Raw genomic sequence first — 22310 nt, 5'->3', positions numbered from 1 at the left:
CGGCCCGCCGCGTCGGTGAGGCGGGTCGCCAGGCCGACGGCCGCGGCGGTGAGCGCGGCGAGCCCGTCGGGGTCGAGGTCCGCGAGGTCGTGCGCGACGACGAGCCCGTCGGCTCCGGCGACGAGGCTGCCGTGGAGCTGGCGCACCTCGGCCCTGAGCTCCTGGAGCTCCGCGACGATCTGCGGTTCGACGGTCATGGGTTTCCTCTCGGTGCTCTTCTTGCGCGGCCTTCTGCGCGCTCCGGTGAGGCCGGCACGTCCCTGCTGCCTCATGGCTGCGCGGGGTCGGCAGGCGGCGGGTGGTGCCGGGTCACAGTCGTTCCTCCAGGGCGTTGCGCAGGCGGAGCAGCAGGGAGATCTCGGGGTCGGCGGCTTCGTGGACGGCGGCGGGGAGCGGGGGCCGCGGGTGGGCGCGGCGCGGCGGTCCCGGGGACGCGGGGTGCGCGGTCCGCCGGGGCGTGCCGCGTACGGGCGCGAGGAGGCCGGCCGCGTGGAGGCTCCGCGCCTGGAGGAGGACGGCGCAGACGGACACCCGCAGGCCGTGGGCGAGTTGGTACGGGGTGCGCCGGCCGTCGGCGGCGTCCAGCAGGGCGCGGTCCCGCGGCGCGGCGGCGGGCGGGTGCGCACGAGGTAGCAGGGGCGTCGTGTCCGGCTCGGGCCACGGGAGGAGTCGGCGCAGCCAGGCGCGGCGGCGTACGACGGCGGCGAGGAGCGCGGGCGCGGACGTCGCGCGGACGTCGCCGAGCCAGTGGGCGACGTCGGGGACGAACTCGGTGCGCTCGTGGGGGCGCGGGAGCGCGCAGTACGCCGCGTCGAGGACCGCCTGGAGGTGGCAGATCTCCAACTCGCCGCGGCTGAGGAGGCGTTCGGCGAGCAGGAAGGCGCCGACGTCCCGGCCCCCTGCGGCACGCACCGCCTCCTGCCAGCGCGCGCTCGGTATGTGCCCGGTGAGGCGCGCCCCGAGCCCGGGGACCTCGGGCGCCTCGACGCAAGCGACCTCACCCGCGTCGAGGTAGAAGCGGCCGCGCGGGGTGAGCAGGACTCCGGTGGCGCGCTCGGTCGCGTACCGGAGGAGCGGGGCGCCGGGTAACCCGCTCTCGTCGTCGGGCTGTCGGGCCGCGGGGAGCGCGCGGGGGCTCACGCGGCGACCAGCCCGGCGGCGAGGTCGCGGAGGCGGAGCCGGGCGACGGCGAGGTTGGCCTGTTCGCGGTCGAGCCAGAGGTGCAGGCAGGTGCGGCTGTCGAAGGCGGTGTCGACGAAGCGGAGCAGGTGGTAGCCGCCCGCGGCCGTGATGATGACGTCCTCCGTCCCGGGGTGTCCGCCGGCCGCGTCGCCGAACGTGGTGTTGGCCGCGACGGCTTGGGCGACCTCGGTGGTGTCGGCGGCGACGGCGTCGTGGTCGCCGCGGGGTGCGCGTCCTGCGGAGCCGAGGGAGAGGCCGCTGGTCCAGTCGGTGAGCCCGGCGCCCAGGACGCCAGGTACCTCCATCGCCTCGGCCAGGATCTCGTCGATACCGGGCACCGCTGCTCCCTTCCGCCGCGCTTCCCCTGCACGCCCCGGAGGGTCCGCGCCGCCGGACGACGGGCAGCGTGCGGCGCTCGTCGCCGCGTGTGTGGGGCCTGGTACGGAAGGTAAGGGAGAAAAGAGGTCTGGCACATGCCAATCGCGCATGCGGAGGGGAGTTGACGGGTTTCTCTCCGGCGCCGCGCCGTGTCGCGTACCATCCGCCGCCCGGCGCCGGGGAGTTGACCGTCAGATGTCGGTGAGCCGGACGCCGGCGTGCGCGCGGTAGCGGCGGTTGACCGAGATCAGGTTGGCGACGAGCGACTCCACCTGGTGCGCGTTGCGCAGCCGCCCGGCGAAGACGCCCCGCATGCCCGGGATGCGGTTGGCGAGGGCCTGGACGACCTCGCAGTCGGCGCGGACCTCGCCGAGGACCATCACGTCCGTCTCGATCTCCGCCACCTCGGGGTCGGAGAGGAGCACGGCCGAGAGGTGGTGGAAGGCGGCGGTGACACGGGAGTCGGGCAGCAGCGCGGCGGCCTGCTCGGCGGCGCTGCCCTCCTCGGGCATGAGCGCGTAGGCGCCCTTCTTGTCGAACCCGAGCGGGTTGACGCAGTCGACGACGAGCTTCCCGCTCAGCTCCTCGCGGAGCCCCTCGAGCGTCGCCGCGTGCCCCTCCCAGGGGACGGCCACGATCACGACGTCGCTCCGCCGGGCGCACTCCGCGTTGTCGACGCCCCGCACCCCGTGCCCCAGCTCGCCGGCGGCGCCCTCGGCCCGCTCCGCGGACCGGGAGCCGATAACGACCCGCTGCCCCTGCCGGGCCAACCGGTAGGCGAGGCCCCGCCCTTGGTCGCCCGTGCCGCCGAGCACGCCGACGGTGAGCCCGGAGACGTCGGGAAGCTCCCAGGGGTCCTTGCGGGGCTTCGAGGAGGAGTCGGCCTGCTGTGCGCGGGAATCGGATGAAGTCATGGTCGAGATCCTGCCACCCGGCGCCGGAACGGTGCGGGACGGTGCAGCGGAGAGGCAGGTGAGAGCGGTCACCCGCCCCCTTCGACGCTCTCCGCCGGGCGCCGACAGGGCGTCTTCCCGGGGGTGTTGAGGGGAAGCACTCCGGGAGTACGCACACCGAGCCCCAGGAGAGAAATGACCCCGGCACCCCGCGCCGTCCTGGCGATGTCCGACGACACCGCCGCAGCCCTGCTCGTCCCCGAAGCCCGGGACCGCCTCGCGCGCCTCACCCGCCTCGCCCCGGGGCCGCCGCTCGACGACTTCACCACCGAGCACGCGCACCGCGCCCTCGCCGACGCCGACCTCCTCGTCACCGGCTGGGGATGCCCCCCGCTCGACGCGGCCGCGCTCGCCGCTGCACCGCGGCTGCGCGCCGTCGTGCACACGGCGGGCACCGTGCGGCACCACCTCACGACGGCCTGCTGGGAGCGCGGCGTCGAGGTCTCCTCGGCGGCCGCGGCCAACGCGCTCCCCGTCGCCGAGTACACGCTCGCCGCGATCCTCCAGGCCAACAAGCGCGTGCTCGAGGCGGCCCGCGAGTACCGCGCCGCGCGCTCCCGCACACCGCTGCGGCCGGAACCGCACCTCGGCAACTACCGCAGGACCGTGGGCATCGTCAGCGCCTCGCTCGTCGGACGGCGGGTGATGGAGCTGCTCGCCGCCCACGACATGGAGGTGCTCCTCCACGACCCGTACGTCGACGCCGACGAGGCCGCGGCGCTCGGCGCCCGCCTCGCGACGCTCCCCCGACTCTTCGCCGCCAGCGACGTGGTGAGCCTCCACGCCCCGCTGCTCCCCGCCACCCGCGGGCTCGTCGACGCGGAACTCCTCGCCGCGATGCCACCGCACGCCACGCTGATCAACACCGCGCGCGGCGGCGTCGTGGACCAGCAGGCCCTCACCGAAGCGCTCCTCGCCGGGCGGATACGCGCCGTCCTCGACGTCACCGAGCCCGAGGTCCTGCCGCCCGACCACCCGCTCTGGGAGTGCGAGCATGTCCTCCTCACCCCGCACCTCGCCGGCTCCCTCGGCAACGAACTGCACCGCCTCGCGGACGCGGCCCTCGACGAGGTCGCCCGCTGGGCGGCGGGCGAGGGGTTCGCACACCCCGTCGGGCGCGAGGGGCTGGCGGTACGGGCATGACGCTCCGACTCCCCGCCGAGGACCGCGCGTCGAGCCCGTACACCGGCTGGACGAGGGCGCACGGGGAGGCGCTCGCCGACGGCCTCCTCCGCTCGGCGCTGCGCCGGGCGAGCCCTCGCGGCGCCCTCCGTCTCCGGCGTCCGCCTCGACGGTCCGGAGGGGTACGCGCACCTTCCTCGCCGCAGCCTTCCGCGTCGCGGGCACGCACCGGCGCCGACCCGCGACGGCCGTCTCCCCCGCTACACCGAGGGCCTCGCCGCCGGCGCCCGCAGGGACCGCTCGACCGGTACGGCGCCCGCCTGGAGCCGGGCCGGTACGACGTGTCGGCCACGGACGCCGACAGAGCACCCCGGGGCCTGCTCAACGTGGCCCCTCGGGCAGTAAGCGGGGCCGGCGCCGGCCGCGCCCTCCTTTAGTATCGTGGCGGAACAAAGTCGGCCGTCCCGTCAGGAGCCCATCGATGACAACCGAGGCAACGCCCCTGACCCTCCCCTTCCACGGCGTGCTGCTCGACATGGACGGCACCCTGGTCAACTCCGACGCCGTCGTCGAGCGCTGCTGGCGCCGGTGGGCCGACGAGCAGGGCATCGACCCGGCCACCGTGCTGCGCATCGCCCACGGTCGGCAGAGCCACGACACGATGGCCGAGTTGCTGCCGGAGCGGGCCCCCGCCGACAACGCCGCCGACAATGCCCGGATGTCGCGATGGGAGCGCGCCGACACCGACGGCGTCGTCGAGGTGCCCGGCGCACGGGCGCTCCTCGACGCGCTCGCGGCGCAGCGCGTTCCGCACGCGCTGGTCACCTCCGCCGACGTCCCGCTGTCCACCGTACGGATGGCCGCGGCCGGCCTGCCCTACCCGGCGATCCACGTCACTGCCGAGAGCGTCTCGGCCGGCAAGCCCGACCCCGAGGGCTTCCTCAAGGGCGCCGCCGAACTCGGCCTCGCTCCCGCCGACTGCCTCGTTCTGGAGGATTCCGCCGCCGGTTGCGCCGCGGCCCGCGCCGCCGGCATGCGCGTCCTCGGCGTCGGCCCCCGCGCCGCTGCCCACCTACCCGACGCACACACCGCCGACCTGACGGGCATCCGCGTCGAGTCGGGACCGGACGGCGTGGCCGCGGTCCACATCTCCGCCGGGCGGCCATGACACGGTCCTCGACGTAGGCACTTCGGCTCGGAGCGCTCCTGCGGCGCTTCTGGTCGTTCTGCTCGGGACCCGCCGCGGCGACCGGGTCGCGGCGCTCGGCGGCATCGGGCTGCTCGTGCAGTCGACCGCAGCCGACGGGCTCGTACGCCTCCACCACCACGGAAGCCACCGGCCCCCGCCGCACGAGGGCGAACTCGACCCGCACGGGACCCACTTCGGCGGGAAACCTCCCCGACAGCCGCTTCTCACTCGCGCTCCCCGGGCGCGCATACGGCCGCTCGGCGGGGCCGGGTCGTCTCCTGCCCGCCTTCCCCGCGGGGGCGCCGTACGCGCGGCGCCGAGGAGCTGCGCGTCCACCGGGTCGTCGGGGCCCCGGCAGGGTTCGCCGTGCGGCTCACCGGGTGGACGGTCGGCGAGGACGGCGAACACCCGCCGGCCCGCTCCGAGTTGCGTGGCCTCGCCGGGTTCCGCGTGGGTGCGGGCACCGGCCGGTACCGCGTTCACGCGGTGGGTGCGGGTACCCGTCCTCTCCGGCACCGTGGACGGCGGCGGCCTCTTCGCCGCCGTCGCCCGGCTCGGCACCGGGGCGCTCCCCTCCGAGCCGGGGGGTGGGTGCGCTGGGGCGACGGGATGCGCGCCCCGGTGTCCTTCGACCCGCCGGGAATGCGGGTCACGCCGTAGCGCCTACCGCGTCGTTCCCTCCCCGCCCTCCGGGCCGCCCTCGGGAGCGTCGTGCCAGCGGGGGTCGTTCTCCCACTCGGCGTTCCGCTCCTGGGCGATCTCCCGTGCGTGCCCGGCCTCTTCGCGGCTGGCGTAGGGCCCGAGCCGGTTCTTCGCCGGGCACTCGGGGCCCTCCTCGACCTTGCCGTGTTCGAGGCAGTAGTACCACTCGCCGGGCTTGCCCCGGCCCTTGGACCTGCGTGAGAAGAGCGCCATACCGCCATCGTCCCGCACCGCCTCCGGGCGCACCAAGCGGCCGCCCACACGGATGTGCCACGCGGCGGCGGCTCTGCCTAGACTCGCCGACATGTCCGGACAGTCACCCCTCGCCCCTGGCACGCTCTCGCCCCGCCGGAGCGTGCCCTCGTCCATCCCGCGCCCGGCGTACGTCGACAAGGACGCGCCCGCGCCGTACACCGGGCCCGCCGTGCAGGACTCCGAGACCGTCGAGCGGATGCGGATCGCCGGCGGCATCGCGGCCCGCGCCATGGAGGAGGCGGCGAAGCACATCGCCCCAGGCGTCCCCACCGACCGGCTCGACGAGGTGGCGCACACCTACATGTGCGACCACGGCGCCTACCCGTCGACGCTCGGCTACCGCCACTTCCCCAAGTCGCTGTGCACCTCCCTCAACGAGGTGATCTGCCACGGCATCCCGGACTCGACGGTCATCGGCGAGGGGGACATCGTCAACCTCGACGTCACCGCCTTCATCGGCGGCGTGCACGGCGACACCAACGCCACCTACCTCTGCGGCGACGTCGACGAGGAGTCGCGGCTGCTCGTCGAGCGGACCCGCGAGTCGCTCAACCGCGCCATCAAGGCGGTGAAGCCGGGGCGGCGGATCAACGTCATCGGCCGGGTCATCGAGTCGTACGCCAAGCGCTTCGGCTACGGCGTCGTCCGCGACTTCACCGGGCACGGCATCAACACCTCGTTCCACTCGGGCCTCGTCATCCCGCACTACGACGATCCGCGCGCCGACACCGTCATCGAGCCGGGCATGACCTTCACCATCGAGCCGATGCTCACCCTCGGCACCCACGAGTGGGAGATGTGGGACGACGGCTGGACGGTCGTCACCAAGGACCGCAGGAACACCGCGCAGTTCGAGCACACGCTGGTGGTGACCGACTCCGGCGCCGAGGTGCTCACGGTGGCGTGAGGCCGGCGTGCGCGACGGGTTTCCCGACCGTCTGTCGGGAACCCGTTGACGGCGGCCGCGCCTCCACAGGAGGATGCAGATCCACGGGCGGCCCGTGCCGCCGCGCTCCTCGCCCCGGAGGTTCCGTTGGCCGCGACCGAGCACGTCGTTCCCCCGTCCCCGTTCTCCGACCTCGTCCGCAGCGAGACGCGGCAGCAGCACGGCACGGTGCAGAGTTCCCCCTTCATGGCGGACCTGCTCGGCGGTCGCCTCGGCCTCGACGCCTTCACCCGGTACACCGGGCAACTGTGGTTCGTCTACCGCGCGTTGGAGGAGGCCGTGCCCGCCCTGCGGGACGACCCGGTGGCCGGCCCCTTCCTCCGCGACGAACTCCTGCGCCTCCCCGCCCTCGAACGCGACCTCGCCCACCTGCTCGGCGGCGCCGAGCACCTCGGCGCGCTCGCGCCGCTCCCCGCGACCTCCGCCTACGCAGCCCGCATCGCCGGGGTCGCCCGCGAGTGGCCCGGCGGCTACGTCGCCCACCACTACACCCGCTACCTCGGCGACCTCTCGGGCGGCCAGGTCATCCGCTCCCTCGCCGAGAAGACGTGGGGCCTCGCGCACAAGTCGGACGGGGTCCGCTTCTACGTCTTCGACGCCATCGACAACCCGGCGGCCTTCAAGCGCACCTACCGCGCACTCCTCGACGCCCTCCCCGTCGACGACCTGGAGAAGCAGCGCATCGCCGCCGAGTGCCGCCGCGCCTACGCCCTCAACAGCACCCTCTTCGACGCGCTGGGCCGCGAGTTCGACTGCCCCGTGGCGCCGCCGCAAGCCGGCTGACGTGCCCGGTCCGTCCTAGCATCGGCGCATGCTCGAACTAGCGGTTCTGCTGTAGCGCGCTCCTGACCTGCGCTGTTACCCCTCCGAGGGTGGCAGCGGGTCAGCGACGAAGGTTCCGAGCCCGACCTCACCGCGCGTGTAGCCAGCTTCGCGCACGTGGCGCATGGCCTTTGCTGCCGTGGCGTTCACGACCCCGAACTCTTGCGCAATCTCCAGCGTCGAAGGCACACGGCTGCCCAGCGGATAGGTCCCGTCCTCAATCCGCCGGATGATCTCCGCTGCGATCTGACGCCACAGCGGACGTGTGTGGTCAAGCTCCATAAGCTCAGCGTGAGTGTCCGTGGTCATCCGTGCATCCGTAGATAACCACGGTCATCCGCGCTTCGCTGGTACACACACGAAGACCCCCGCAACAGCGGCGAACTGTCCGGGGGCGTGGCCACTGCGGTAAAGGAGCAAGTGACATGAACGAGTCTACCTGCGGCGCACAGCGTAAAGGGTTCGAGGGTGGCCCCCACATCGGCAGCAACAGCATCCCGTGCGTGCGTGAGTCCGGGAACGGTGGCGACCACCGCAACGGGCTCGGCCAAGGGTGGACAGCGGCACCCGCGCAGCTCCGCCGCCTGCCGTGGACATCGGCGACCGGAAACCCTGCGTTCCTCAGCACCGACGACCCGAACAGCCTTCTCGCGCTGGTGGCGGACAGCGTCGAAAGCCAGATGACCGATAACGCGTCCGCCGTTTTGGAGCTTTCCCGCGAGATGCTGTCGGGCAGCGAGGTACTGAGCGACGACGAAGCGCGGTACGTGATGCAGCGTTTGGCAGAGTGCCTTGACGATGTGCTTGAGGTCGCAGCGATGCGCGGTGAGCGCCTGGGCTTCGAAGGGTAGGCGCACCCACACAAGTAGCCCCCGCCACTTCACTGCGACGGGGGCGTACTTGTGTTCTCAGAAGGCGGTGAAGAGCGACCCGGACGGCAATGTCTTCTGCGTCGTGGATCTGAGCCGGGCGCCGAGCGGTTGAGGGGGCGCAGGGTCAAGTCGCCGCCTGCGGAGTGGAGTTGCGGTGCCGTGCGCGGTACAGGCGGGCTCGCTGAAGAGGCGGTCACCCCTGCGTGCGCGGTGCTCCGGCCGTCAGCCGGGCCGGCGGCGGTAGCGGAGAGTGTGTGGGGGACGCCCGGAAAGCTTCAAGCATAAACGCCGCGAAGCGCCGGGACGCGGCGATGCGGGCTGCCGCCGACGGGGCGTGGATGCCCCTGTTGGCCATGAGCGTCAGGACCACGTCGTCCACGGCGAGGTCGCGGCGCAGTCGGCCGGACTCCTTGGCGCGGGCGACCAGTCGCGCGAGCGAGGCCAACGCCTGTGCGCGGTCGGCGGCGAAGTCGGCCGCGTCGGGGAACGTCCTCATGAGGGCTTCGGTGAAGCCCCGGTCGCGGGCGTGCACCTCGCAGAGGTTCTCGACCACGAGGCGGAAGCCGTGCCACGGGTCGGGGTCTTCGAGCCCCTCCTCGACGATGGCGTTGCACGCGCGCATCCGTGCGCCGAACGCCTCGGTGACGAGCGCCTGTTTGGTCGGGAAGCGGCGGTAGAGCGTGGCGGGCCCGACCCCTGCGCTGCGGGCGACCTTCCGCATCGGCACGTCGAGGCCCTCTTCGGCGAAGAGCGCGCGGGCCGCGTCGAGGAGGCGCTCGCGGTTGTCCAGGGCGTCGGAGCGCAGTGAGTGAGGCAAACGGTGCGGCACTCTCTCACTTTAGCCAAGTGGACGCCGGCGTCCACTAGCGTCCCCGGGTACCTGCCCAACCACCCCTGCACGCCTCGACGTTCAGGTGCGATCGGCCCGAGGAGACGACATGAAGGCGGTATCCCTCCAGGAATTCGGAGATCCCGACGGTCTGGCAGTCGTCGACCTGCCACGGCCCGTCCCCGGCAAAGGCGAAGTGCTGCTCGCGCCGGAGGCGATCGGCGTCGGCGGTGTCGACGCCGTGGTCCGGCGCCGGGGCCTCTCCACGTACGGCTTCGAAAAGGGCCACGTCCCCGGCAGCGAGGTGGCAGGCACCGTGACCGGTGTCGGCGAGGGTGTGGACGCCTCCTGGACCGGGAAGCACGTCTGGGCGTTCACCGGGTTGGGAGGCGGCTACGTCGAGGAGGCGGCCGTCCCCGCCGAGCAGGTGGTCCCGCTCCCCGCCGGGCTCTCCGCCGCCGACGCGGTGACGCTCGGGGGCTCCGGCGTGGTGGCCCATTTCGCCCTCGCACACGCGCACTTCGCGCCGGGCGAGGCGGTGCTGGTGCGCGGTGCGGCGGGCGGCATCGGGGTGCTGGCCGTCCAGCTCGCGGCCGGTGGCGGCGCCGGCGCCGTGGCGGTGACGACGTCCTCGGCCGAGCGCGGCGAGCGCCTGCGCGGGCTCGGCGCCACGCACGTACTGGACAGGTCGGGCGAGGGGGAAGAGCCCGACGGCTACGACGTCGTCGTCGATGTCGTGGCCGGCCCCGGGATGCCCTCCTTCTTCAGGCGCCTCAGGCCGAACGGACGCCTGGTGGCGGTCGGCGTCGTCGGCGGCGAGCTTCCGGCGGAGTTCGGCACGGAGCTGAGCAAGGCGTTCCGCAAGTCGCTGTCGCTCGCGACCTTCAGCCTCGACACGGTGCCGCGGACCGAGCAACACGCCGTGCATGATGCCCAGTTCGCGGCGGCGGCCCGCGGCGAGCTGCACTCCGTCGTCCACGAGCTGCTGCCGCTGGAGCGAGCGGCGGAGGCGCACCGGAAGATGGACGCCGGGGAGGTGTTCGGCAGGATCGTGCTCACCCCGTAGCTCCGCCCCGTTCAGGCGGGAAGGGCACGGTCGGCCTCCCGGCGCCTTGCACGGCGTGACGTGTCAGTCCCCCTCAGCAAGGTCACGAGGGGTCCGTCCGAGGACCCAGGCGGCCGGCGGATCGAGGGCGAGCATTTCGGTTCGGACGTGCTCGATTCCGACTTCGGAGAGCAGGTCCGCGAGAGTGCGTCCGACGCTTTCGGAGTCCGCCGCGTCGGCGCCGGGACGGCGCGGCTGCCCGATGAGCGCGATACGTCCGCCGGGCCGTAGGAGCCGGGCGACATGGCGGAGCCGGACGGGCGGGTCCGGCCACATGCCGACCGTGTTGATGGCGAGCGCCGCGTCGAACACCCCCTCGTCGAGGGAGAGTTGCTCGACAGGTGTGCGGAGCAGACGCACCCGGTCGGCTCTGACCGCGGCATGGTTCCGGCGCCGGGCCTGTCCGATCATGACCGCGGAATGGTCGACGCCGACCACGAGCCCCTGTGTCGCTCGAGCGGCGAGGGCCGCCACCGCGACGCCCGGTCCGCAGCCCAGTTCGACGACCCGATCGGTCGGCTGCACGTCGAGGAGCCGCACCGCCTGGTGGCTGCGTGCGGCGTTCGAGGGCCGCGTGCTCATGATCCACCCCGCGACGTGCCCACCGACTCCGCTCGGACGATGGAACTGCGCCGTGCCCCGCGCGGGCCCCACCACTCGGTGAGGCGTCTGAGCGCCTTCTCCCTGGTCTCCATACGGCGAGGACATCGGTTCAAGTACACTCGAAGTCAATGGCTGCCACAGACCCTGGCTCGGACTCGCCGCAGGTGCCACGGATGTTCTCCATCGGCGAGTTGGCCGAGCGAACCGGGGTTCCCGCGAGCACCTTGCGCTACTACGACGATCTCGGGTTGGTGCGACCGGCAGCCCGCGCAGCGGGGCAGCGTCGCTACACCGCCTCGGCGGTCAGGGACGTCGGCTTGATCGTGTACTTCCGCGAGGTGGGGTTCACGTTGGCCGAGATCGAACACTTCGTCTCGGGCGAGAAGCAGTCCCGCCGCGAGCTGGTCGATCGCAAGCGGACCGAGTTGGCCGCGCAGCAGCACCGCATCCAAGTGGCCCTCGACGCGCTGGAGCACGGCCGCGTGTGTCCGGCCGATGATCAGTTGGAGTGCCCCAGGTTCTGGTCGATCGTCGAGGGACACCAGCGCGGACTCTCCGCCGAGGAGAGCCACGCGCGAGCACACTGACACCGGGCACGGCTACGGTACGGGCCCGGTGGCCGATTCCGTCAACAGCCCACCGGTTGACTTGCTCGCCTCCGAACGAAGGCCGTGAGCCCGGCAGTTGCGGCCCGGCGGACGGCAAGGAGCACGAGCCCGCCACCGCACGACCAAGGTGTCGCCGACCGGCCGCCCGCACCGCGGGCATCGTCACCGTTCCCCGTCCGCCCCATGCGTGACGCGGATCTTGGACTGGCCGTGCGGGAGTGCCTCCCAGTCGTCCATGAAGCGTGCCGCCAGGCCGTGTTCGGCGGCGAGGTCGGTGAGCGTCTCGGTGCGGTAGTAGAAGTCCTCGCGCAGTACGTGGTGTTCCTCGCCCTCCGTCCGGTCGAAGGTGAAGTCGAACCAGCCGCCGGGCGCCAGGACGCGGCCGACGTGGGCGAAGCACTCCTCGATCACCGACAGCGGCGAGTGCGAGAAGACGCTGTGCGCGTGCACCACGTCGAACCGGCCCTCCGGCAGGAAAGCGAGCGTGAGGTCGCGCACCGGCGTCAGCATGGGCAGGCGGTCCTGGAGACCCTGCGTCCCGACCGTCTCCTGCGCGGCGAAGAGGATGTCGGGAGAGATGTCGACGCCGTGGTAGTGGCCGGGCTCCAGGTAGTCGATGAACCGCCAGCCCGCCCGCAGGTTGCCGCAGCCGATCTCCAACATACGGTGTCCGGGGCGCAGTCCGTGGCCGAGCAGGTAGTCGAACTGCATCCGGCCCAGCGCCAGCCAGCGCTCCCGACTGCGGCTGCCCACGGCCGCGTCCGCGTCGCGGCGGGTGTCCGAGCGCATCACCGAGCGGTAGTAGGCGACGTGGTCGGGCGAGCGGTAGCGCAGCCACGCGTCGCGGGCGGTGCGGCGCAGGTGCCGCGGCACCCGGCCGGGGTTGCGCACCGCGTAGGACAGGCGGTGGCCGAGGGAGGCGCGGTTGGCCGTGAGGTTCCTGGGCATGGCGGTGCTCTTCTCCTTGGGGGCGTCACCCCGGAGTCTCGTGGGCGCAGCGGCCCGTCCGCGTCGGACGTGCGGCTGCCGCGGAGGGCCGTCTCGGGCCATGCCGATGTCAACCGATCGGATGATGTGCCGTGCGCTGCCCGCTTGTATACGTGGGAGGCGAGGTCGTACGAGGCAGTGGGGACGCGGTGGAGCAGGACGGCACGGACCCCGACGAGCGCTGGCTGACCGCCGCTCTGCACGCCGCTTTCCTGCTGCTGCTCGGCGGTGCCGTCACCCGCCTGTTGACCCACGGCCCCGCCGGCGGCTTCCGTACCGCATGGGTCCTCGCCCTCTTCCTCGCCTTCGGGGCCCTCTACCTGTTCGGACGGCTGCGTGCCCCCGGGCCACGGCACGGCGAGCGCCCCTCGGTGCGCCACCTGGTCTGGCTCGGCGCCGTGCTCGGGCTCTGGCTGGTGCTGCTCGCCCTGGAACCCAGTGCCACCTGGTGCACCATGCCGCTGCTCTTCACCGGGCTCCACCGGCTGCCGGTGCGCCTCGCGGTGCCGCTCGCCGCCGCGCTCGTCGCCCTCGTGGTCGTATCCGAAGTGCGCGTCTCCACGGGCGAGTTCAATCCGAACCTGGTGATCGCCCCCGTGGCGCTCGGCACCGTCGCCACGGCCGTCCTCGTCCACAGCCGGCGGCAGACCACCCGACAACGCCTGCTCATCGACGACTTGGTGCGCGCCCGCGGCGAACTCGCCGCCACCGAACGGCACGCAGGCATCCTCGCCGAGCGCCAGCGGCTCTCGGCGGAGATCCACGACATCCTCGCGCAGAGCCTCTCCAGCCAGCAGATGCTCCTCCGGGCCGCGCAGCGCCACTGGCGCACCGCGCCGGACACCGCGCACGCGCACGTCGAGGCCGCCGCCGCGGCCTCGGAGCGCGCGCTCGCCGAGGTCCGCCGGTTCGTCCGGGACCTCTCCCCGCTCGACCTCGCCGAGGGCTCCCTCGTGCAGGCGCTCCGCGGCCTCGCCGAACCGGACGGCGCAGCGGGCCCCGCCGTCGAGTTCCGCCTGGACGCCGTCCCCGGCTCCCCCGGTCCGCTGCCGGGGCCTGTCGAGGCGACGCTGCTGCGCGTCACCCAGCAGGCGCTGGCCAACGCGCGGGAGCACGCGGAGGCGGACCGCGTGGTGGTCACCCTGACCTGTCTCGAGGACGAGGACCGGGTCACCGTCGACATCGCCGACGACGGACGCGGCTTCGACCTGCGACGGCAGCCGCCCCGCGGCAGGTCCTCCGGCCACCGCGGCCAGGGGCTCCCGGCGATGCGGATGCGGGCCCGGCAGGCGGGCGGGGAGCTCACCGTCGAGTCGGCGCCCGAGGAAGGGACCGTGGTGACGATCTCCGTGCCGAGCGCCGAGAACCCCGGACCGGAGACGTCATGACCTCTGCCTCCCCGGCCGTCCGGGTACTGCTCTGCGACGACCACGCCGTCGTCCGCGCCGGGTTGCGCGCCCTGCTCTCCAGCACCGAGGGCATCGACGTCGTCGGCGAGGCCGGCAGCGGCTCGGAGGCCCTCGACATGGCCGCGGCGCTCCACCCCGACGTGGTGCTCATGGACCTCCAGTTGGGCACCGACATGGACGGCGTGACCGCCACCCACCGACTGCTCTCGGCCGGCGGAACGCCACCCCGGGTGCTCGTCCTCACCATGTTCGACACCGACGCCGACATCGCTCGCGCCGTCGCCGCGGGCGCCACCGGGTACCTGCTCAAGGCCGAGCCCCCGGACCGGCTCTTCGCCGCGATCCGGGACGCCGCCGCCGGACGCGCCGTACTGTCGGGATCGATCGCCGATCAGGTGGTCTCCCGCCTGCGCGCCCCCGGGCCCGCCCTCACCGCCCGGGAGCGCGACATCCTCGGCCGGCTCGCCGAGGGCCTAGGCAACCGGGAGATCGCCCGGTCCCTGTTCCTCAGCGAGGCCACGGTCAAGACGCACCTCGGACGGATCTACGCCAAGCTGGACGTACGCACCCGGGCGGGCGCGGTGTCCGCGGCGGCCCGCCACCGGCTGCTGCCGTGAAGGGACAACGCCATCCGCACGGTGATCCGAACGAAACGCCCTAGTGTCCTGCCTGCGGGGGAGGATCAGACGAGGGCGGCGGTCGCCCCGCTGGATCGGGCGATGTTCACCGGTAGTTGCGTCTCATGCTCTGGCGCCGCGTGCGCCCAGCAGCGCTCGATCCGAGTGGCAGATGTCTTTCCCGCCTTCATCTTCGAGTAAGCCCTGCGTCCGGCCTGTTGGTGCGGTCGAATACCGGTATGCCATCTGCCCCTTCCCGCTCTCTCCGAACGCGCCTCACCACCCGCCGCGCCTCCCGTCCCCGAACCAGCCCGCGTACTCGCAGGGGTCGGCCACAACGCCGAAGCGGCCGTAATGGGCCTCAGTCGCCTGGGCGTTTGGACTGGGCGCGGAGGATTGAGCTGGGATCGGTGGTGCTTGCGTCCCTCGTCGCGGTCGGAGGGCTGTGGTACACCGCGGTACAGACCCAGCAGGCCAACCAACAGTCGCGGGCAGAGCGGATGCTGGCCAAGGAAGCGCAGATCACCGACCGCTACACCGCTGCGGTGGAGAACCTCGGCGACAAGAAAGTGGATGTGCGGCTGGGCGGTGTCTACGCGCTGGAGCGCATCATGCAGGACTCCCCACGCGACCACCCCACCATCGCCAACGTCCTCAACACCTACGTCCGCACCCACGCTGGAGAGAGGCAGCTTAGGTTCGCAGATAGGAGCCGGGGAAAGAGCCAGGACACACCAAACGGTGACGAGAAGAACGACGAAGTCCCTGCCGATATCCAGGCCGCCCTCACTGTCCTCGTCACCCGCGACGCCAGCCACGACAGGAGCTTCACCCTCAACTTCATGAACGCCCAACTCGCCAACGCCGACCTCACCGCCCCGGATGACCCACGCCGGAGCACCGCCGTGGCCCAACTCCAGGAGGCGAATTTAGCCAACGCGGACCTGCGCGGCGCGGACCTGGCTGGCGCGGACCTGCGCGGCACGAACCTGCGCGACGCGGACCTGCGCGACGCGGACCTGCGCGGCACGAACCTGAACTACGCAGACCTGAGCGACGCGGACCTGCTCAACGCGAACCTACGCGACGCGAACCTGAGCGACGCGAACCTGCGCGACGCGGACCTGCTCAATGCGAACCTACGCGGCACGGGCCTGTACAACAGGAACCTGCGCAACGCGGACCTGAGCGGCACGAACCTGCGCGACGCGGGCCTGAGCGATGCGGACCTGCGCGGCGCGCTCCTGCTCAGCGCGGACCTGAGCGATGCGGACCTGAGCGATGCGGGCCTGCGCGACGCGGACCTGCGCGACGCGAACCTGCGCGACGCGGACCTGCTCAACGCGGACCTGGGCGACGCGAACCTGGGCGACGCGAACCTGCGCGACGCGGACCTGGGCAACGCGGACCTGGGCGACGCGGACCTGCGCAACGCGAACCTGCTCAACGCGGACCTGCGCGACGCGGACCTGACCGACGCGAACCTGCGCGACGCGAACCTGACCGACGCGAAACGGAAATACGCGGCCCGGCACGGGGCAATCACCTGAGTGATGGTTCAGTGCTCCACGAGGCGGCGCTTCGGCCGAGGCTGGTGAACGGGCGTATCGAGGCACCTGTGACGGTGCCGACCAAGTCCCGAGTGGGAACGCTGAGGATGGAAGTGTCCAGAAGCAGAATGATGCCCCACCGCATTCGGGCGGTGGGGCATCATCACGCGAGTGGCACCGGCTCGGTGTCGCGGTGCGTGTTCACACCAGATAACGCGTGGTCCGCGTTCGTGGTGTCCTATTTCAGCGTCGAGTCGCGCCAAGAGGCTCCACAATGGTCGGACTACGCGTGGATGACGTCGGGTTCGGGCGGCTGCGGCCATGCGATGAGAAGGTAGTCCTCCACCGGTTCTTCGACGAAACCGTCCGGCTCCGTATCGCGGCCCCGTGCGTGGACTCTGACACGGTAGTGGCCTGCCCCGCGGGGAGTGAGTATGGGCAGGTCGTAGGGGCCGTGCTCCATACGACTCACTCTGACCTGCCCATATGGTGCGTAGAGACTATGGTCGAGGACCTCGTCCCAGGCGTGAGTGTTCACGGTCTCCGGTGCTTGGGAGTGCACCTCGACTCAACCCGTACAGGCCCAGCGTGCGACAACGCCGCAGGTAATGACAGCTACGGGGCAAGGTCCCCTCGTGATGACCGAGCGTGCTGCCGCGCAGTGGGACCTGGAACTCGACGACCTCTTCGTGACCATCGGCCATTGTTTCGGCCGCGTGGAGCTTCGCCGCCGGACACCGGCTTCATCAAGAAGGGCACGACCTCCGCCGGGGTCCAGCGCCAATATTCCGGCACCGCCGGGCGCACCGAGAACTGCCAGATCGGTGTCTTCGCGGCCTACGCCTCCGGCCGCGGACGGGCCCTGGTGGACCGGGAGTTGTATATCCCCAAGTCCTGGGCCGAAGACCGCGAACGCCGCCGCGCGGCCAAAATCCCCGACGACCAGGCGTTCGCCACCAAGGGCGAACTGGCCCGGCGCATGGTGCTCCGTACCCTCGTCTCACCGTTACCCATCACCTGGGTCACCGCGGGTTCCGCCTACGGCCAGGAAAGTCGCTTCCGCCGACTGCTGGAGCAGTCCGGCGTCGGCTACGTGCTGGCCGTCCCCAAGTCCCAGTTCACCGTGGGCTGTCCCCGCATCGAGGGTCTGTTCGCGCAAGCCCCGGCCGAGGCGTGGGAGGAGATTTCATGCGGCGACGGCGCGAAGGGACCGGGCCTCTACCACTGGGCGGCAGTGCGGCTGCCGGCCGTTGCCGAGTTCGACTACCAGGGCGAAGTACCGCACCGGATGCGGTGGGCGTTGGCCCGCCGCAGCATCTCCCGCCCGGACGAGATCGCCTACTACCTTGCCTACACCCCCTTGGAGATCACCGTCCCAGAGTTGGTGCGGATCGCCGGTTCGCGCTGGGCGATTGAGGAGTGTTTCCAGGCAGCGAAGAACGAGTGCGGGCTGGACCAGTACGAAGTCCGCCGTTACGTGGGCTGGTATCGGCATATCACCCTGGCCATGCTCGCCCACGCCTTCCTGGCGGTCACGGCCCATCAAGCCGCCGAAAAGGGGGCGAAACCGGTGAGAGAGCAGGGACCGTCGCGCTCACAGTGGCGGAGGTTCGGCGACTCCTGGCAGCTTGTCGTCCCCGGCCCCCGCACCTGCGCGTACGCCGAGGCAGACACCACGCGGTGAACTGGTCGAATTGGCGCCGACGACGCCAGGCAGTCGCTCGTCGCTGTCATTACCTGCGGCGTTGTCGCACGTTCGAGGGGGCGGCCTCCATGAGGCCGCCCCTGGCCATGTCCCGGCCCGCTACACTCCGGCCGCTCAGCCAAACCCACAGGTCAGACAGCGAAATCCTGCTGGAGTACTAGGTCCGAAGCCCCGAACCGCACGGCCGCGGGGCCGGGACGGCGGACCGATCCCAACCGCCCCGTGCGGACGTACCGTCCCGGACATGGAGATTCAACAACCCCTGGACGAAGGCCCGTTGGACGAGGCGCTGGAGCGCATCCACCTCTCGGGGCCCGAGCGCGACAACTGGCTCAGCAACCACGCCCCGATGGCCGTTGAGTCGCTCGCCGAGCGCGGCCACGGCGGCACGATTCACCGGTGGCTCGACGACTACCGGGACAAGCTGGAGGAGTTCCCCGCACTCCACGAACCCGTCACCGACGACAACTGGCAAGAGGCGCTGGGCGATCCGCGCCGGATCGCCGACTGGACGGAGTACTTCGCGCACCGGCTCGCCGAGCAGCCCTGGCGCGACGTGCTCGCGCTCTGGTGGCCGAGGCTGTTGGACGGGCTCGCCGGCGCGGCCACGCACACGGTGATCCGGGTCGGGCACGCCGTACGCTCGCTCCTCACCCAGCCGCAAAGCGCTCCGCGTCAGGCCGAGTTGGCGCACGCGCTCGGCTACTGGGCGGCACGGCACCTCCCGCTCGGCGACCCTGCCCCCACTCCGGGCGCCGCCTCCGCTGCGGAGGCGCTGGCCACGGTGCCCCGCATCGGAGAGCAGGCGGGCGGCTACCTCGACCGGCTGGCGCAGATCGAGCACCTGCCCGTCTGGGGAAGCGACGTCGACGACGCCGAGGAGGCACGGCGGCGCCTCGGCGAGCTCGTGGCCGCCGCCGTGCACCGGTACGCGACGCACGGGCACGGCAGCCCGGTGATGCTCGTCCACTCGGCGACGGCCCCCAACGCCGTGCTCCGCACCCTGCCCGCCCTCCCCCGCCCGCTGTGGCTGCCGAGCCTCCGCGCCGCGTGGGCGGCCTCGGCAGCCGTGCAGGCGATGTACGCGCCCCCCGCGGCGGCACCGTATCCCTCACCCGGCACCGTCGAGCCGGCGGAGGTCTTCGCGCTGGCGCGGGACCACGGCGACGAACACGTCATCAAGTTCGCCGACACCGCACTCGACGTCGGCGGCACCCAGGCGCTCGCCGCGGCGCTGCGCGCGGTGGAGCTGACGCCGCGGGAATGACGAACCGCCCCTGCGCGACCGCATCGGTGTCGTCGGGTGCCCCGCCGCATCTCCGACGGGGCGACTCGGCGCGTGAGCGGGGCGCCCCGGACACCGACTCGTTCGCCGCATGCTGCGGTGCCCGTGAGGGAGCCGGCGTCCACCGACTGACGCAAGGGCAGAACACGGGCCGCGGGAGCGCGAGTTCACCGCGTCGTCGTCCTCGGCGTGCGCCCTGCCCCGATGCGCGCGACGGAGCAGCACCGGTCGACCACAGCCGACCTCCCCCGCACACCGTCCGGTTCACCGCCTCGGTGTCCTGGCGCGTCGGACCGCGCCGCCTTGCGGCGAACGGTGCGGCGTGGAGGTGGCCCGGCGCGCCCACGCAGCGACCGGTCCGCAACGAGCCCGCCACCCCGGGCCTTGGTGAGTGAGCCGCACGCCCGCACAGCATGACGGGCCACGAGCCGAGCGACCGGCCTGATCGGACACGAACTCCGACCGCCCTCACGCGAAACCCACTTGCCCACGAGTCACGATGCGCGTCGAAACCGGCCCCGCGCGACCGGGACTCCCGCACGGCGACGAGTCCACCGCGCCGGAGACGCATGGGCACACGCGGCCGCATGCGAACCCGGCCCCCGAGCAACGGAGCCCTGACCCACCGAGCACAGCCGCACATCGGGCGGCGCCCCTCACGCCCCGAACGTCGCGCTCTCCACCGTCCAAGCGCGGGCTTGCTCGCTGAGGCTGATACCGAGCCCGGGGCGTGCGGGGACGAGCATGCGGCCGTCGCGGGTCTCCAGGCGTTCGTTGAAGAGGGGGTCGAGCCAGTCGAAGTGCTCCACCCAGGGCTCGTGCGGGTAGGCGGCGGCGAGGTGGAGGTGGATCTCCATCGCGAAGTGCGGAGCGAGCAGGAGACCGGCGTCCTCGGCGAGGGCGGCGAGCTTGAGGAACCGTGTGATGCCGCCGATGCGCGGGGCGTCGGGTTGGATGACGTCGGCGGCGCCCGCGCGGATCAGCTCGCGGTGCTCGGCGACGCTGGCGAGCATCTCGCCCGTCGCCACGGGGGTGTCGAGCGCCGCCGCCAGTGCCGCGTGGCCCTGTGCGTCGTAGGCGTCCAACGGCTCCTCGATCCAGACGAGTCGACTCTCCTCGAGACGGCGGCCCATGCGCGTCGCCGTCGGCCTGTCCCACTGCTGGTTGGCGTCGACCATCAGCGGCACGTCGTCGCCGAGGTGCTCGCGGACGGCGGCGACGCGGGCGAGGTCGGCGCGCTGGTCGGGGTTGCCGACCTTGATCTTGATGCCGCCGATGCCGTCGGCGAGGGAGCGGTCGGCGTTCTCCAGGAGCTGGTCGAGCGGGGTGTGCAGGAAGCCGCCCGAGGTGTTGTAGCAGCGGACCGCGTCTCGGTGCGCGCCGAGGAGCTTGGCGAGCGGCAGGTCCGCGCGCTTCGCCTTGAGGTCCCAGAGCGCGACGTCGAAGGCGGCGATCGCCTGCGTGGCGAGACCACTGCGGCCGACGGAGGCTCCGGCCCAGACGAGCTTGGTCCACAGCCGGTCGATGTCGTTCGGGTCCTCGCCGAGCAGGTCGGGCGCGATCTGGCGGGCGTGCGCGAACTGCCCCGGCCCGCCCGCCCTCTTGGAGTAGGAGAAGCCGACGCCGGAGTGACCCTCCTCGGTGGTGAGCTCCGCGAAGAGGAACGCGACCTCGGTCATCGGACGCTGCCGCCCGGTGAGCACTTTCGCGTCGCTCACCGGCACGGAGAGCGGAAGCAGGACGGAGGAGAGCGCTATGGAGCGGATGCGGTCCGAGGCGGGCTGCGCCCTTCGGAATGCGGAGGCGCTGGCAGTAACCACGGTGTCCCCTTTGACGGTTGGCGGCGGAAGCCTCTGGGACGCCCGGGCGGGCGGCCTTCGGTCAGTCGCGGTGGCTTCCCGCGACGGCGGCGGGTTCGGCGCGGGCCACGAGGTCGGCGAGCGCGGCGAGTTCGGCGTCGTCGAGCTCGGTGAGCGGCGGCCGCACCGGGCCGGCCGGGCGGCCGACGACGCGCATGCCCGCCTTGATGAGGCTCACGGCGTAGCCGGCCCTGCGGCGGCGGATGTCGCAGAGCGGGAGCACGAACTCGTTGAGCCGGCGGTATACCTCCGCGGTGTCCTCGGCCCGCACGGCCGCGTAGAAGTCCATCGCGTACCGCGGCAGGAAGTTGAAGAACGCCGACGAGTAGGTGGTGAGCCCCATGCGGAGGTACGGCAGCGCGAAGACCTCGGCGGTCGGCAGGCCGCCGACGTAGGTGAGTCGGTCGCCGAGTCGGGCATAGATGCGGGTCATCAACTCGACGTCCCCCACACCGTCCTTGAGCCCGACGAGGTTGGGGCACTCCTGCGCGAGCCGCTCCACCGTCGCGGGTTCGAGGACGGCGTTGGCCCTGCTGTAGACGACGACGCCGAGCCGCGTCGCCTCGCAGACGGCGCGGACGTGGGCGGCGAGGCCCTCCTGCGTCGACTCGGTGAGGTAGGGCGGGAAGAGCAGCACGGCGTCCGCGCCCGCGCGTTCGGCCCGCCGGGCGAGGTCGACGGCGGTGGCGGTGCCGTATCCGGCGGGTGCGACCACGGGGAGGCCCGCGGGGGTCTCCGCGACGGCGGCGGCGACGACACGCTCCACCTCGTCGGGGGTGAGCGAGAAGAACTCGCCCGTGCCGCCCGCGGCGAAGAGCCCGGCCGGCGCGTAGGAGGCGAGGCGGGCGAGGTGGGCGCGGTAGGCGGGCTCGTCGAAGGCGCCGTCCTCGCTCAGGTGCGTGACGGGGAAGGAGAGCAGCCCGGAACCGAGCGCTGCTGCCGTCTCCTCGGGTTCTGGCGGTGCGTGATGCGGCATGACTTCCAGACTCCTCCGTGTCGGACGGCGGCCCGAGGTCTGCGGGCACCCCTCCGTCTTCTGCTCCGAGGCTAGGATCGCCAACGATCCACGTCCAACACCGAGTTGGCATCCTTTGATACCCGGGGAGCATCATTGTTCACGCTCACCCAGCTCACCGACTTCGTGGCCGTCGCCGAGGAGTTGCACTTCGGCCGCGCCGCCGAGCGCCTCAACATGACGCAGCCGCCGCTGAGTCGGCAGATCCAGGTGCTCGAGTCCGAACTGCGCGTCCGCCTCTTCGACCGCACCAACCGCACCGTGCGCCTCACCCCTGCCGGCCGCTCCTTCCTCCACGAGGCGCGCCGCATACTCCG

At 72.4% G+C, this 22310-nt stretch carries 24 protein-coding genes and 2 pseudogenes; 14 read left to right on the top strand and 12 right to left on the bottom strand.

What is annotated here, in order from left to right; all coding sequences use genetic code 11:
* The 4 genes from UWG_RS0108600 to npdG form a co-directional block, all read right to left on the bottom strand.
* The coding region (locus UWG_RS0108600) for a roadblock/LC7 domain-containing protein (protein WP_016906794.1) at positions 1–197 on the bottom strand (197 nt) is incomplete at its 3' end.
* Positions 198–309: 112 nt separating this feature from the next.
* Entirely contained in the window at positions 310–1140 is an 831-nt protein-coding gene (locus tag UWG_RS0108595; RefSeq protein WP_016906793.1) for a hypothetical protein, read from the bottom strand.
* Entirely contained in the window at positions 1137–1520 is a 384-nt protein-coding gene (locus UWG_RS0108590) for a hypothetical protein (RefSeq protein ID WP_016906792.1), read from the bottom strand. The genes UWG_RS0108595 and UWG_RS0108590 overlap by 4 nt, the downstream gene beginning before the upstream one ends.
* Before the next feature lie 231 nt (positions 1521–1751).
* Complete coding sequence (gene npdG / locus UWG_RS0108585; RefSeq protein ID WP_016906791.1) at positions 1752–2474, bottom strand: NADPH-dependent F420 reductase; 723 nt, start codon at positions 2472–2474, stop codon at positions 1752–1754.
* Positions 2475–2648: 174 nt separating this feature from the next.
* Here npdG and UWG_RS0108580 point away from each other — a divergent pair, with 174 nt between their 5' ends.
* The 3 genes and pseudogenes from UWG_RS0108580 to UWG_RS0108575 all read left to right on the top strand — a co-directional run bounded on the left by UWG_RS0108580 (position 2649) and on the right by UWG_RS0108575 (position 4803).
* Positions 2649–3656: a hydroxyacid dehydrogenase gene (locus UWG_RS0108580; RefSeq protein ID WP_016906790.1), complete on the top strand. Its 1008-nt coding sequence runs from the start codon at positions 2649–2651 to the stop codon at positions 3654–3656.
* Positions 3653–3926 (top strand): annotated as a pseudogene (locus UWG_RS33640) (DUF2264 domain-containing protein); the annotation flags it as partial. The gene UWG_RS0108580 and the pseudogene UWG_RS33640, both read left to right, overlap by 4 nt.
* A 190-nt stretch (positions 3927–4116) precedes the next feature.
* A complete protein-coding gene (locus tag UWG_RS0108575) occupies positions 4117–4803 on the top strand; it encodes an HAD-IA family hydrolase (RefSeq protein WP_016906789.1) in 687 nt (228 codons plus the stop codon).
* 684 nt (positions 4804–5487) lie between these two features.
* On the opposite strand, the gene UWG_RS0108570 is transcribed toward UWG_RS0108575, so the two are convergent.
* Positions 5488–5739 carry a hypothetical protein gene (locus UWG_RS0108570; RefSeq protein WP_016906788.1) on the bottom strand — a complete coding sequence of 84 codons (252 nt, stop codon included), beginning with the start codon at positions 5737–5739 and terminating at the stop codon, positions 5488–5490.
* A 91-nt stretch (positions 5740–5830) separates the two neighbouring features.
* Here UWG_RS0108570 and map point away from each other — a divergent pair, with 91 nt between their 5' ends.
* Positions 5831–6688, top strand: coding sequence for a type I methionyl aminopeptidase (gene map / locus UWG_RS0108565; protein ID WP_029391275.1), 858 nt, complete (start codon positions 5831–5833; stop codon positions 6686–6688).
* A 126-nt stretch (positions 6689–6814) separates the two neighbouring features.
* Complete coding sequence (locus UWG_RS0108560; RefSeq protein WP_016906786.1) at positions 6815–7510, top strand: biliverdin-producing heme oxygenase; 696 nt, start codon at positions 6815–6817, stop codon at positions 7508–7510.
* 75 nt (positions 7511–7585) lie between these two features.
* Here UWG_RS0108560 and UWG_RS0108555 read toward each other — a convergent pair whose 3' ends face one another.
* Positions 7586–7831: a GntR family transcriptional regulator gene (locus UWG_RS0108555; protein WP_029391274.1), complete on the bottom strand. Its 246-nt coding sequence runs from the start codon at positions 7829–7831 to the stop codon at positions 7586–7588.
* Between the two features lie 143 nt (positions 7832–7974).
* On the opposite strand from UWG_RS0108555, the gene UWG_RS32050 reads away from it, so the two are divergent.
* Positions 7975–8400 carry a hypothetical protein gene (locus tag UWG_RS32050; protein ID WP_016906784.1) on the top strand — a complete coding sequence of 142 codons (426 nt, stop codon included), beginning with the start codon at positions 7975–7977 and terminating at the stop codon, positions 8398–8400.
* Positions 8401–8614: 214 nt separating this feature from the next.
* Here UWG_RS32050 and UWG_RS0108545 read toward each other — a convergent pair whose 3' ends face one another.
* A complete protein-coding gene (locus UWG_RS0108545) occupies positions 8615–9238 on the bottom strand; it encodes a TetR/AcrR family transcriptional regulator (RefSeq protein WP_016906783.1) in 624 nt (207 codons plus the stop codon).
* 121 nt (positions 9239–9359) lie between these two features.
* Here UWG_RS0108545 and UWG_RS0108540 point away from each other — a divergent pair, with 121 nt between their 5' ends.
* The gene (locus UWG_RS0108540) at positions 9360–10316 is read left to right on the top strand and encodes a zinc-binding dehydrogenase (RefSeq protein ID WP_016906782.1); all 957 of its coding nucleotides are present in this window, start codon (positions 9360–9362) and stop codon (positions 10314–10316) included.
* A gap of 63 nt (positions 10317–10379) precedes the next feature.
* Here the strand turns inward: UWG_RS0108540 and UWG_RS0108535 are convergent, their stop codons facing one another.
* Positions 10380–10937, bottom strand: a complete 558-nt coding sequence (locus UWG_RS0108535) for a class I SAM-dependent methyltransferase (RefSeq protein ID WP_016906781.1) — start codon at positions 10935–10937, stop codon at positions 10380–10382.
* Positions 10938–11086: 149 nt separating this feature from the next.
* Here UWG_RS0108535 and UWG_RS0108530 point away from each other — a divergent pair, with 149 nt between their 5' ends.
* Positions 11087–11545, top strand: coding sequence for a MerR family transcriptional regulator (locus UWG_RS0108530; RefSeq protein WP_237720032.1), 459 nt, complete (start codon positions 11087–11089; stop codon positions 11543–11545).
* 183 nt (positions 11546–11728) lie between these two features.
* On the opposite strand, the gene UWG_RS0108525 is transcribed toward UWG_RS0108530, so the two are convergent.
* On the bottom strand, positions 11729–12514 hold the full coding sequence (locus UWG_RS0108525; RefSeq protein ID WP_016906779.1) for a class I SAM-dependent methyltransferase: 786 nt from the start codon (positions 12512–12514) through the stop codon (positions 11729–11731).
* A 188-nt stretch (positions 12515–12702) separates the two neighbouring features.
* Between UWG_RS0108525 and UWG_RS0108520 the strand changes: the two genes are divergently transcribed.
* From UWG_RS0108520 to UWG_RS29750, 3 genes are all read left to right on the top strand, one after another.
* Positions 12703–13941 (top strand): sensor histidine kinase, encoded by a 1239-nt coding sequence (locus UWG_RS0108520; RefSeq protein ID WP_016906778.1) that lies wholly within the window; start codon positions 12703–12705, stop codon positions 13939–13941.
* Positions 13938–14579: a response regulator gene (locus tag UWG_RS0108515; RefSeq protein WP_016906777.1), complete on the top strand. Its 642-nt coding sequence runs from the start codon at positions 13938–13940 to the stop codon at positions 14577–14579. The genes UWG_RS0108520 and UWG_RS0108515 overlap by 4 nt, the downstream gene beginning before the upstream one ends.
* Positions 14580–14956: 377 nt before the next feature.
* Positions 14957–16129, top strand: coding sequence for a pentapeptide repeat-containing protein (locus tag UWG_RS29750; protein WP_162130077.1), 1173 nt, complete (start codon positions 14957–14959; stop codon positions 16127–16129).
* Between the two features lie 283 nt (positions 16130–16412).
* Here the strand turns inward: UWG_RS29750 and UWG_RS31685 are convergent, their stop codons facing one another.
* On the bottom strand, positions 16413–16592 hold the full coding sequence (locus UWG_RS31685; RefSeq protein WP_016906775.1) for a hypothetical protein: 180 nt from the start codon (positions 16590–16592) through the stop codon (positions 16413–16415).
* Positions 16593–16862: 270 nt separating this feature from the next.
* On the opposite strand from UWG_RS31685, the pseudogene UWG_RS29740 reads away from it, so the two are divergent.
* A pseudogene (locus UWG_RS29740) lies at positions 16863–17813 on the top strand (IS701 family transposase); the annotation flags it as partial.
* A 265-nt stretch (positions 17814–18078) separates the two neighbouring features.
* Positions 18079–19101, top strand: coding sequence for a questin oxidase family protein (locus UWG_RS0108495; RefSeq protein WP_193386429.1), 1023 nt, complete (start codon positions 18079–18081; stop codon positions 19099–19101).
* Positions 19102–19775: 674 nt separating this feature from the next.
* On the opposite strand, the gene UWG_RS0108490 is transcribed toward UWG_RS0108495, so the two are convergent.
* Positions 19776–20939, bottom strand: coding sequence for an L-talarate/galactarate dehydratase (locus UWG_RS0108490; protein ID WP_029391271.1), 1164 nt, complete (start codon positions 20937–20939; stop codon positions 19776–19778).
* 61 nt (positions 20940–21000) lie between these two features.
* Complete coding sequence (gene kdgD / locus UWG_RS0108485; protein WP_016906771.1) at positions 21001–21954, bottom strand: 5-dehydro-4-deoxyglucarate dehydratase; 954 nt, start codon at positions 21952–21954, stop codon at positions 21001–21003.
* Between the two features lie 135 nt (positions 21955–22089).
* Here kdgD and UWG_RS29735 point away from each other — a divergent pair.
* Positions 22090–22310 (top strand): LysR family transcriptional regulator (locus tag UWG_RS29735; RefSeq protein WP_033196040.1); only part of this gene is annotated, 221 nt, incomplete at its 3' end.

The organism is Streptomyces xiaopingdaonensis (genome assembly GCF_000262345.1).
Classification (GTDB): Bacteria; Actinomycetota; Actinomycetes; order Streptomycetales; family Streptomycetaceae; genus Streptomyces; species Streptomyces xiaopingdaonensis.
The sequence above is the reverse complement of the archived record's forward strand: the minus strand, read 5'-3'. Positions and strand labels throughout refer to the sequence as shown.

Coding starts and splice junctions, on each gene's coding strand:
- map (WP_029391275.1), top strand. CDS start 5,831: ATGTCCGGACAGTCACCCCTCGCCCCTGGCACGCTCTCGCCCCGCCGG.
- UWG_RS0108530 (WP_237720032.1), top strand. CDS start 11,087: ATGGCTGCCACAGACCCTGGCTCGGACTCGCCGCAGGTGCCACGGATG.
- UWG_RS0108575 (WP_016906789.1), top strand. CDS start 4,117: ATGACAACCGAGGCAACGCCCCTGACCCTCCCCTTCCACGGCGTGCTG.
- UWG_RS0108540 (WP_016906782.1), top strand. CDS start 9,360: ATGAAGGCGGTATCCCTCCAGGAATTCGGAGATCCCGACGGTCTGGCA.
- UWG_RS0108580 (WP_016906790.1), top strand. CDS start 2,649: ATGACCCCGGCACCCCGCGCCGTCCTGGCGATGTCCGACGACACCGCC.
- UWG_RS0108555 (WP_029391274.1), bottom strand. CDS start 7,831: ATGGAGCTTGACCACACACGTCCGCTGTGGCGTCAGATCGCAGCGGAG.
- kdgD (WP_016906771.1), bottom strand. CDS start 21,954: ATGCCGCATCACGCACCGCCAGAACCCGAGGAGACGGCAGCAGCGCTC.
- UWG_RS32050 (WP_016906784.1), top strand. CDS start 7,975: ATGAACGAGTCTACCTGCGGCGCACAGCGTAAAGGGTTCGAGGGTGGC.
- UWG_RS0108535 (WP_016906781.1), bottom strand. CDS start 10,937: ATGAGCACGCGGCCCTCGAACGCCGCACGCAGCCACCAGGCGGTGCGG.
- UWG_RS31685 (WP_016906775.1), bottom strand. CDS start 16,592: ATGGAGCACGGCCCCTACGACCTGCCCATACTCACTCCCCGCGGGGCA.
- UWG_RS0108570 (WP_016906788.1), bottom strand. CDS start 5,739: ATGGCGCTCTTCTCACGCAGGTCCAAGGGCCGGGGCAAGCCCGGCGAG.
- UWG_RS0108495 (WP_193386429.1), top strand. CDS start 18,079: ATGGAGATTCAACAACCCCTGGACGAAGGCCCGTTGGACGAGGCGCTG.
- npdG (WP_016906791.1), bottom strand. CDS start 2,474: ATGACTTCATCCGATTCCCGCGCACAGCAGGCCGACTCCTCCTCGAAG.
- UWG_RS0108515 (WP_016906777.1), top strand. CDS start 13,938: ATGACCTCTGCCTCCCCGGCCGTCCGGGTACTGCTCTGCGACGACCAC.
- UWG_RS0108525 (WP_016906779.1), bottom strand. CDS start 12,514: ATGCCCAGGAACCTCACGGCCAACCGCGCCTCCCTCGGCCACCGCCTG.